Raw genomic sequence first — 10446 nt, 5'->3', positions numbered from 1 at the left:
TCGACACAGTTTCAATAATGGCCTATCGCCAGTAGAGTATGAAAAGCGTTATTTCGAGGGGCTGGAGACTGTCTAGAATAGTAGGGGCGATTCACTCGTGTGGAAATTTAAGTATTTCAAACGGTATAACTCGGTCAACTGATTTGAATTCAACTTCAAGCCGCATCCATGGCGAATTTGCATCACCAAGCTGCTTGCCTTTCTCATAGCCTCGGAAAAACTTTCCATTTGAGCGTACGCCAATATTGACGGTTCGCCCCTTACCATTAGGATTTTTCCAGTTGCCGCGCAGCTCAATATCAGGATTACGCCCTCCACAATTGAATCCTCCATTCTCGTAGCACTGTTCCAGCAACTCAGGGGAAAAGCGATTGCCCTCTATATCGTCATGTGAAAGGTCAATTCTGGTGATCTTGGGAGACTGGGCTGACTTGAGAAAATCAAATACCCGCCGCTCCCATCCATTACGAGCAGCTGCACATCCGTCACCAGATAGGGAGACCATGACAGTGTTACGTTGACCGCCATAACAAATCAGGCCGTAGTTATCGCCCAGGACATAGGAGCTATGGTAGAAATGTGCGCCCTTATCCCGCTTGGCAGTAATGCCAAACCCAAACAGGGATTCACATGCCATGGAAATGGACATGATGACTTCCTTATCGGTCACAGCATGTTCAAGAATCTGGAAGGTGTCCTCATGTACCGTGAAATTCAACCAGTCAATAAAACATACCTTGGATGAATAGTGTTTACGGGGTAACACTTCCTTGATTTTTCCACCCTCAAGTACCAGGTTTATGGACTTTCCCCCCGTATTACCTAGGGGGGAGGCCAACACGGCGGCGCCACCGGCTGGCGCCGGGAACGCCCCCGCGATGGCCGCCTCCATTGCGTTGATATGATCTTTTAAGCCTGCATTGATCTTGTTGAGGTCGTCAGGGGTAATGCGTGCATGTGCCAACACATGAGCATCAGCGTGGAGGATCGGACGTTTCTTGATGGAAGCCATTACAGTGAAAACTCCTGATCCAGAGCATGTTTGTTGAGCAATGCAAGATTCACAAGGCGATATTTGCCGATCTCAACCACAGGCAAATAACCACGATTAATCCAGCCTGTGACGGTGTCTTCTGTCACGCCGACAATCTCTGCAAATTTTTTGCGCGACATCACGGGTACAGATGGCATTTGACTTGTATCTATAGAGGTGTCCATAATCGTAAAAGACCCCTTTGCATGTCATTGGATATCTATACGTATATTTACGTATACGCTAAGTCACACTGTAAGTATATTTACGTATATATGTCAAGCGCTGTTGGAAAAAAAATTAGAGCTATCCGAGAAAACTTAGGTATGGGTAGGCAGGAATTTGCAGATACCACTGGTATTCCCAAAGGAACACTGATTGGTATTGAGCAGGATAGACACGAACCGAAAGCTGGTGTTTTAGAGGCTATTGCAGATCATTGGCCGGAGTACGCAGCATACTTGTTAACTGATAACACATCAGTAAAGCAGCGAAACCCAGAGTTAGAAGCTTTGGCCAAGGAATTGGAAGATCAGAAAAATGCGAGTTAATCGCTCGAGAAGTAAAACAACGATGGTTTAGAAATTAAGGGGAGGAGGCGGATGGGCCGACTCAAGCGCACGAGGCTTAGACGCAATGTCCAAGCTACGGAAGAAACGTCTTCCGAATTAATGACCCATTTTGAGCGATGGACTACAGTAATAGGCGTGGTAATAACACTATTTGCCCTGGGTGTTTCATTTATGCAATACCGCGTAGCAGATTTACAGGCTGAAGCCGCCCGAATCCAAATAAAGCCAGCAATACAAGTAAGGGCATTGTCTATAGAAGATCCTACTACAAGGTTTATGACCGATCGTAAAATTATTATTTCAAACGAAGGTGGGCCAGCATATAACTTTGACTTTCAACAGATAACTTGGGTAGAGCTAGACTCCATAAAGCTGCCTGCACGAAATAATAAAACTATCGAGAAGATTGTTAATAGTTATTTTATAGCAAGTTTTCCATCCGAGTTAATTAAGGGTGAGCTCAGTACTTTAATTGGCATTGATAATAACAAGAAGATGTATGAAACACTTATCAAAATTAATAGTCTTGATACAGGTTGGTTGATGACCCAACCTAAGACGATTATTAAAGTTAATTATGAAGATAGCTTAAAAGAGTCGACGGAAGAGTATTTCTTAATATCTGGGAACAGTGTGCATAGAATGAGGGAATCACACGCAACGTCGCGATGGAATAAACTAAAGCAGCTTAGGGATTCAAGGGAAGAGTTTGATTTAGATTTATATCAATCAGAAGACAAGCTAAAAGAGTGGTTGGGGCTATTGTTATAATTAGGGTATTTATTGCTCACATCTCATAAAGTGGACAATCTAACTAAAGAAAAGCGTAGTAAGATCATGCGCTCTATAAAGTCAAAAAATACCAAGCCTGAGTTATTGGTGCGAAAGCTACTTACCCAACTCGGCTATCGCTACCGGCTACATAAAAAAGACTTACCCGGAAAACCTGATATTGTTTTCCCTGGACGAAAGAAGGCAATATTCATCCATGGTTGTTTCTGGCATGGACACCCCAACTGCTTAATAGCAAAAATTCCAGATAATGAGTTTTGGCAAAAAAAGATACAAAACAATATCCAGAGAGATGAAAAGCAGTATCAGGAACTCATCTTGTTAGGCTGGCGTGTACTTATACTTTGGGAGTGTGAGCTCAGGGATAGTAAAAAACTAATTGAAGTTTTAGTGAGTTTCATCAACGGGGAAGAGTTAAAAATTTCTTCCCCTTCTCAGAATAATATTTCTTGATTCCTAGATCGTCGCAACAATAATTGTTTTGTGAGTTTGATACAATTCATCACGATATTTCTGTAAATCATTCTCGTATATTTCGTAATTTTCCCCACCAAAAATAAATTTTATTACATATTGATTCTTCTTGGTGCAAAATGTTTCGCTGTTGTGCATTAGTCCATTGCGGATTCCTCGGATTTTATGTAAATCACTAATGATTTTCTTGTCATAGTCCTTTCTTGGAATTCCCTCAATCGTGTCATGAAATGATTCTGAGTCCCTTCGCTTGTATTTTTCTTTTAAGAAAAGGTCAATCTCAGAAGTTTTTTGAGCATAAAGTCCGCGAATGTTGTTTAACTCTTCACGCTTTGTGAGGATGTGATCTATAACCGCTAAAATTGGTTGATGCCAATCTATACCTCCATCTTCACGACTCACAAAGGTAAATCTTGTAAATAAATTTGGATCTTTTGTGTTATTTAGGTCAGCAGTTAATTTTTCGATAATGCTGTCTTTTTTTGATCTTGTATAAAGAACAAAATCGCTAAGATGATTTTGCTTAAGGTGAAGATAATATTCAATCCCGCCGTTTTCAGAAACTGGCTGAGATTGTTTCTGGCTGGGGTTGTTTCCAAGATTATTATCACTAATATAAAGGTCTGTCCTGTTCGAGCTTTTTGACCGCGCAGCATCAATATTTAAGCATTCATCAATATTTGGAATGAACCCCTTCGATTGAACTTTATATTTTAGTTGTTGAATTAGTGCTTTAATGTCTGGATTGTTATCATCATCATTCAGGTCGTCATCAACAACAATAATATTAAAATCAAGCCTCATTGGTTACTACCTCCCCTTTGTTGAATAATGAATTTAACTATATTATTAGAAGATTCAGCGTGTATGTCGAGCTGAAGTCTATTCAAGAATGTCTTAATTTGGTTAAGTCCAATTCCAGTGCCATTTGCTTTTGTGGAGAAACCTGGTTCAAAAATAGATTGAAGGTTTTCTTGCAAGATGGGTGTCGAATCGCTAGATATGATTAGAGTGTTGTTTTCAAAATAAAACTGAAGATAAGTGGCTTGGTGTTCAACAGAATTTCGGAAGAAGTTTTCATACATAATAAAAACTTCAAGTGCATTAGCTGCAATATCCCACATAGGAACTATATCGGGAGATGAGAAAGAGCAATTTAGCTTTATGGCGGCACCATTTTTATCTCTAATGAACTGGTTGGCTAAGTCAAACCAGTTGATAACCTGCGGAGAGCGAAGATCAATACTTGTATTAAGAAGCAGGTTTTTGAATGCACGCAACTCATATTCTGTACGCCTGATTTTTCGAAGCGCGGCATAATATTGATTACTTTGACTTGCAGGTAAATCTAACTCTAGAGCCTGAAGTTCAATTACTGCATTTTTTAATCTATCTGCCATAGCAGGAAAGTGGTGGCTTAATTGTTCGCCAAATTCGCTTTCACTTCTTCTTTTTAGTATGTTTTCATTTTGCAGTTTTAGAGCAGTAATTGTCTGATGCTGATTAAACAAAGATCTTTCTTGTTCTTGGCGCTCTCTTTGCAAGTCTTCAAACTTATCAATAACTCTACTGACTTCGCTTCTTTCTTTCTCAGGAAGGGATGCTGCAATCTGTTCAAGTTTCTTTTTGGGATTATTGTCTTCAAATGATACCGTATCGGAAAAGAATTTTAGTGAAAATCCACCATTAACTTTGCTAGTTAAACTTTTTTTATACTTTTCCGCTTCGGATGTATTAACTGAATCAAAAGAAAACTCGGTGGCAGTGTCTGAGTTTTCCCCCCAGTTGATTAGCAACACATACCTTTCTAATAGTTTGTGTGCATAATCCATATATACATCTTTCAATACATCAAGATGAGCATTTTCAATGAACCCATTGTTGCGGGAAGATGTTTCCTTGAATATACCAAACTGATCAGATATATCTATATAGCCAATAATTTCACGCGTTCCAATGTATCTACTATGTCCTTGAGTCTTTCTAATATTTAACCCAAATAAATCGAAATCTTTATCTCCATATGGGCTTACACGGAATCCATTTCTGTAGATAAATACATTTCCATAATTAACCGGTTGTATTCCCATTCGGCGCGTAAATGTTGCTTTTGCACTAGTTGTGAGATAGTTTATAGAGATAAAAACATTCACATTTTTAAGGATAGTGTCATTATCTTTTTCAAGGGTGAAAATATGATTTCCCCTATCAAATAAGTCTACTACTATCTTGTCATGGATTTGTGTTTCTATTGTAATACTTTTATCACGAAGAACTTCGGAGATGTTACTCTTGACCAGATATTTGGAAGGGATTTGGGAAAATGAGGAATAGAAATTTGTAATATCAGCACCGCAGTAAATTTCAAAACCATCATCTTCGTTAAATGGATTTTTTAATCGCTGAAGACTGTCCGACACTTTGATTATTGCATCGTCATCCCAAAGGTGATGCAAGTTTGTTATTTTAAGAACAGTATAAGACGTGCCTAATTTCTCATCTTCAACTTTGCGATAATTATAATCAACCGCTATGCTTTCAAATCGATCTTCAAGAGATTTTTCAAAATCTTTCCAGTCGACTTTTAATATGTGCTCTATAGGATCATTAGTTTTTTTTGTTGTTATTGTTAAGTTTGATCCTAAACTGTCACAAGAAAACCTCCCAATTCCCTTTGACCCTACAAATGCTCTTCCTGAGTTACTTTGACCCTCTTTTTTTTCAGAGTAAGCTAAATGAAGCCATTTTTTTTCCAGATCATCACGATTCATTCCAATTCCATTGTCTCTGATGACAATTGATTGAAGTGATTTGGTTTCGGAGCTATTGTCTATATTGAAAGAGACGACAACTTTGCTTGCTTTTGCATCATAAGCATTTTTTACTAGCTCAAAAATTGCAACAAATCTGTCTGTAATAAGATCCTTGCCAACAATATTCTTTATTCCAGAGCTAGTAATGAAGTGAAGTTTCTCGGACAAGTTGTGCCCTCCCCATTATTCATTATTTAATTTATCAATAATTTTGCCTAAAGCCTCAGCCATAAGTGGCGGAACCGCATTGCCTACTTGTGTGTAGCGAGGGCATTCCTCTTTTCGTTTAGGGCCGCCTGTAGTGTACTTGCCCTGAAATTCAAACCAGTCCGGGAATGATTGGATCCGGGCATTCTCACGAACGGTAAGTATTCGTGGCTCGCTGTAATGCAGCAAGTCGTCCGGTAGAGTAGTGATGGTGCAAGCATGGTGGTCTGGGTGTAGTGGGGTAAATGATCGCTTGTTTGTACCTAAGGAGACCATTTGTGCTTTGGGCAAACTAGTCCCTTTTTTGTATTTGTCGGGATTATCTATGACCTTTTCAAACCGGAGGCGTGTGCTTGTCTTGTGCTTAGGTAGGCGCAAGCTATTAGGGCTATATTTGTCCTGGACACCTGAGCGCATGAGTTGCTGGTAGGTTGTCAGGGACTCAGCAGAGTATTTAACTTGTTTGAAGTTCTTGGTGTCTTCACAATCGATTAACTCACGCCCTGTGATCTCTAAATCGGAAATGGCCTCTTTCACAGAGATTTCCCCGACTTCTTTTAATCCCTTGGATTTCCTGTATTCAGGGAGGAACTCTTCAATCAGGTCGAAAGGTGATTTTTCGATTTTCTCACCATCCTTGATGGCGATCATGATGAAACGGGGACGTGGTTGTGGAACACCAAATTTTGAAGCCTGGATTACCTTGTAGAAAACCTTGTAGTCAATTTCCTCAAGCTTGTCCTTGACCACCTCGGCATATACCTTGTTTTTGGCGATATCGCTACCACTCCCCTTGAATGGTGACTTGAAGCCCTTTACGTTTTCCAGAAGCAGGTATTTGGGTTGTACTAGCTTGACGATTTCAATGTATTGCTCTGTTAGCTTATTGCGAGGGTCATTGGGATTACGACGCCCAGCAAACGAGAACCCTTGGCAAGGCGGGCCACCTGCAATCAGGTCAACAGTGCCCTTTAGGTTGGCAAGCTGTTCCTTGTAGTTGTCCAGGATCTCGGATGTTGTCATTTCCTTTTGAGGAAGCCATTCGGGCCACTTGAAAGGCGTGACTGTGTTTTTATCAATCAGGTTGTGCTTAAGCGTCTTGAACGCATCGGCGGTTCTTTCGACAGCAAACAGCCCTTGCCACCCAGCATTGGTTAACCCAAGTGACAACCCCCCACACCCCGCAAACAGGTCAATAAAAACTTTTTTATCCATAACTATATGATTTTTATGTACTATGACCCCTGAATATACACAATTGTAAATTGAATGTCCAGGAATTCAAGTTTGAAAGTTTGTTTTTATGTAACATATTGAATTTAATTGATTATTTTTATTATCAAATTTGCTTGGATAGCAATTCCTCTTTTGTGGCGATCGCGGTTAATAGTTGCTGTTGGAAGGCATCCCGGTCATTGGAGTGATGAGCTCGTCTATGGCAATTTGGGCAGATTGCTGCAACATTTTGAGGTTCATCTGGTCCATCATCAGCCAAGCGTAATATGTGGTGAACTTCTAGATAGCCATTTCCGTTGCTATCAATAAATGGGGATGGTGAGTTGCAAGCTTCACATGTCCCATTGGCTCTTAGTAAAGCGTATCGTTTAACCTTTTGGCTCCTAAACCTGTATTCACGCAAGGCAGTGACCGTAATAACGGATGCAGGAGCAGTATTGCCAATCAATTCATTACGCAGGGTTTGAATGTTTCCTGATGATAGTTCTTGGGAAGATATTGCTAAATAGCCTTCGGACTCGACAGGGACTAAGAGGAATTTAAGCAATTTATCCCCTGCCCGCGGGCCTGATTCAGGAACCACTACTTCATAGCCGGAGACATTGAAAGTACCCTGAAATGCAAATAACTTCCGATAGTTGCCGCGTTGCCTGACTTCGCTAGCTGTAGGTTCCCTGGTGGTGAAAAGTAGGATAGAGCGTTTTCCCTCAATAAGCCTTGCATTTGCTGGGTTGGTGATTGAGTGATCCCCATTTTGTCCTTGTCCGAAATACCACCAACAGCCATTTTGTAAGGGTTCATCAGAATATCCGACTTTTTTACCGTGCCTGCCCCCTGAAGTTACAATCATGCATCCTGGCTCAAGATTTCCCCAAATCACTCCTGTTTGTTGTTGTTTGCTCCCAGTAAATTCCAAAAGCTGGGAGCGAATATATTCTTGTCCAATAATGAAAAGCTCCATTGCATACTTTCTTGTAGGTTGTGAGGAATGCGGTGGAAGTAAACACTATTTGATATATACAACAATTAGTCAACCGGAAGATTGGCTGTAGGCGTTCCATGAAATATATCAAGCATGTAACGGTATGAATTTATGGGATAATGGGGCATGTTGATATAAAAGTGTGAAAACTTAAAATCTCTCGCCCTTTGGGCGTGCCGGTTCGATTCCGGCCCCGGGCACCATCTTCCTGTTCAAGGAAGTTCATTCCAGACCAGAAAATCAATAGAATCACAGTATTTGCAGCATGACAACCAACTCTCAACGGATCAATAGGATCATTCCAGCGCTATTACCGGTAATTTGATCCGTACCAAGACGCCTTCGCCATGGGCTGCTGTTGCGAGAGTAATCTGTCCACCATGATGGCGCACAATTTCGTGAACAATGGCAAGCCCCAGGCCGCAGCCTTCAGGCCCTTCATCCAGGCGATAGAAGCGGTTAAAGACATTCTCACGCTGATCTAGCGGGATTCCGGAGCCGTTGTCCTCCACTTCGATTACGACCTCTTGCTGTTGTTTACAGCGAATGGTGATGTTGCCGTTCATGGGAGTGTAGCGCAAGGCGTTATCGACCAGGTTGGCAAGCATTTCCTGGATTTGCCACTGACTGCCCCAGACTTTAGCAGGATGCAGGTCAAAGCCAAGGTCTATACTTTTCGCATCGGCTCGCAACAACCATTCCGTAGCCTGGACCTCAATCGCATTGCTGATATCCAGCTCGGCAAACTGCTTGACTTCACCCTCTCCTTCCGCTCGCGCCAATGCCAATAGCTGATTAGCGAGACGCACGATGCGCCGAGTACTGATCACCATGCGTTCATGGGATTGCATTCTTTCTTGCGGGCTTTGTCCGGAGGCCAATTCAAGCTGCATCTGCAAGCCTGCCAATGGAGTACGCAACTGGTGTGCGGCATTGGCCAGGAACTGGTTTTGCAGTTTGAGGGATTGATCGAGCCGTGCAAGCAGCAAGTTGAGCGCGACAATGATCTCGCGGATTTCCACCGGGGCCTTGCCTTCGTCCATGGGACTGAGGTCAGTTTCGGAGCGTACGTTGATCTGGGCGCGGATTTGCGCCAACGGCTGCAGACCTCGCCCTACCCCGACCCAGAGCACGATAATCGAGAAAATCGCAAAAATGAGTTCGGGCACGATCATGTGGATCAGCGTTTTCTGCACCAGGCGGTTGCGCTTGTAGGTGGTTTCCGCCAGGTAGAGCACGGCATCCAGCGTCGGACTCTTGATGGCGACGACGCGGATCGGGTCGCCCTGATATTTGGCCTCATAGAAATATGGTTTATTGTCGACAGAGGGAAATTGGATGGGCAGGTCCGCCACGCCTGCAAGGAATTGGCCTCGAAGATCGAAAATGGCGGCTTTGGCCACATCGTAGCTATCCTGCTCGCTGCTCAATAAGGTGCGCTCGATTTTTGGATAGGCCTCATGCCACTGTGCCGGGTCATTCGGCAGCGAGCGCTCCAGGTTGTACACCAACTTGAGCAGGTGCTGGTCGTACACTTCGCGCGCGGGTTCCAATGCCATGAAGTAATCGGTGAGGATGCCGACCGCCACCAGCGCGCTCAGCGCCACCAGCAACCAGCGCAGCAGTTTGCTCCGTAGGCTGTTGGCCGCCTTCATGGCGCCGGCTCTTCCAGCAGATAGCCGAAGCCGCGCACGGTGCGAATCTGGATGCCGTATGCGTCCAGCTTGCTGCGCAGGCGCGAAATGTAGACTTCCACCGCGTTAAGGCTGATGTCCGTCTTCCAGTCACACAAGGTTTCGATGATGGCTTCCTTGCGCACCACTTTGCCGAGATTGCGTAACAGGTACACCAGCACGTCCCATTCGCGGATAGAAAGCTCGATCGGCTCACCATCGACGCTGGCGCGCTGGGCGCCGAGGTCCACTACCAGCTTGCCGCAGGCCAGGGTGTTGCGCTCGCTCAATGTATGGCGGCGCAGCAAGGCGCGGGTGCGCGCATGCAGTTCCGCGAGGACAAAAGGCTTGAGCATGAAGTCGTCCGCGCCAAGATCCAGGCCGTAAATGCGGAAATTGACATCGTCGCGCGCAGAGATGATGAGGACGGGAATACTGCTGTTGTGCTTACGCAGGCGGCGCAGCACCTCGAAGCCGTCCATACCCGGCAGGCCGATGTCGAGCAACAGCATGTCGTAATGCCCGGCCTCTATCATGGCATTGGCCTTGGTGCCGGTTTCCGCCAGGTCGACGGCATAGCCCGCCTTGGAGAGCGACTCGCAAGTGCCCTCGGCGAGGATGGCATCATCTTCAACAACCAATATGCGCATGGTTTTCCTTAAGC

The 10446-nt window shown here is 43.7% G+C and carries 11 protein-coding genes; 3 read left to right on the top strand and 8 right to left on the bottom strand.

The genetic code is table 11. The annotated features are described in order from the left end of the window. Nucleotides 1-91: 91 nt before the first annotated feature. Nucleotides 92-1012: a replication initiation factor domain-containing protein gene (locus tag CHB59_RS11410; protein ID WP_089376368.1), complete on the bottom strand. Its 921-nt coding sequence runs from the start codon at nt 1010-1012 to the stop codon at nt 92-94. Further along, nucleotides 1012-1191, bottom strand: a complete 180-nt coding sequence (locus tag CHB59_RS11405) for a MerR family transcriptional regulator (RefSeq protein WP_245835130.1) — start codon at nt 1189-1191, stop codon at nt 1012-1014. The genes CHB59_RS11410 and CHB59_RS11405 overlap by 1 nt, the downstream gene beginning before the upstream one ends. Before the next feature lie 48 nt (nt 1192-1239). Here CHB59_RS11405 and CHB59_RS11400 point away from each other — a divergent pair, with 48 nt between their 5' ends. Genes CHB59_RS11400 through CHB59_RS11390 form a run of 3 tightly spaced genes read left to right on the top strand, consistent with a single transcriptional unit; the run spans nt 1240 to nt 2850 of the window. Further along, a complete protein-coding gene (locus tag CHB59_RS11400) occupies nt 1240-1584 on the top strand; it encodes a helix-turn-helix domain-containing protein (RefSeq protein ID WP_245835129.1) in 345 nt (114 codons plus the stop codon). Nucleotides 1585-1635: 51 nt separating this feature from the next. Next, nucleotides 1636-2376 (top strand): hypothetical protein, encoded by a 741-nt coding sequence (locus tag CHB59_RS11395; RefSeq protein ID WP_089376366.1) that lies wholly within the window; start codon nt 1636-1638, stop codon nt 2374-2376. 30 nt (nt 2377-2406) lie between these two features. Further along, nucleotides 2407-2850, top strand: a complete 444-nt coding sequence (locus tag CHB59_RS11390; RefSeq protein WP_089376365.1) for a very short patch repair endonuclease — start codon at nt 2407-2409, stop codon at nt 2848-2850. Between the two features lie 3 nt (nt 2851-2853). Here the strand turns inward: CHB59_RS11390 and CHB59_RS11385 are convergent, their stop codons facing one another. The 6 genes from CHB59_RS11385 to CHB59_RS11360 form a co-directional block, all read right to left on the bottom strand. Continuing rightward, on the bottom strand, nt 2854-3675 hold the full coding sequence (locus CHB59_RS11385; RefSeq protein WP_089376364.1) for a hypothetical protein: 822 nt from the start codon (nt 3673-3675) through the stop codon (nt 2854-2856). Next, nucleotides 3672-5852 (bottom strand): ATP-binding protein, encoded by a 2181-nt coding sequence (locus CHB59_RS11380; protein WP_089376363.1) that lies wholly within the window; start codon nt 5850-5852, stop codon nt 3672-3674. Before CHB59_RS11380 ends, CHB59_RS11385 begins: the two co-directional genes overlap by 4 nt. A 15-nt stretch (nt 5853-5867) precedes the next feature. Next, on the bottom strand, nt 5868-7106 hold the full coding sequence (locus tag CHB59_RS11375) for a DNA cytosine methyltransferase (RefSeq protein WP_089376362.1): 1239 nt from the start codon (nt 7104-7106) through the stop codon (nt 5868-5870). A 124-nt stretch (nt 7107-7230) separates the two neighbouring features. Further along, a complete protein-coding gene (locus CHB59_RS11370) occupies nt 7231-8088 on the bottom strand; it encodes an HNH endonuclease (RefSeq protein ID WP_089376361.1) in 858 nt (285 codons plus the stop codon). Between the two features lie 317 nt (nt 8089-8405). Next, the gene (locus tag CHB59_RS11365) at nt 8406-9764 is read right to left on the bottom strand and encodes a sensor histidine kinase (protein WP_089376360.1); all 1359 of its coding nucleotides are present in this window, start codon (nt 9762-9764) and stop codon (nt 8406-8408) included. After that, nucleotides 9761-10432 carry a response regulator gene (locus CHB59_RS11360; protein ID WP_089376359.1) on the bottom strand — a complete coding sequence of 224 codons (672 nt, stop codon included), beginning with the start codon at nt 10430-10432 and terminating at the stop codon, nt 9761-9763. Before CHB59_RS11360 ends, CHB59_RS11365 begins: the two co-directional genes overlap by 4 nt. Nucleotides 10433-10446 lie beyond the last annotated feature (14 nt).

The sequence above is a fragment of the Methylobacillus rhizosphaerae genome, from assembly GCF_900187985.1.
Classification (GTDB): Bacteria; Pseudomonadota; Gammaproteobacteria; order Burkholderiales; family Methylophilaceae; genus Methylobacillus; species Methylobacillus rhizosphaerae.
This window is presented reverse-complemented; position numbering and strand designations above follow the sequence as displayed.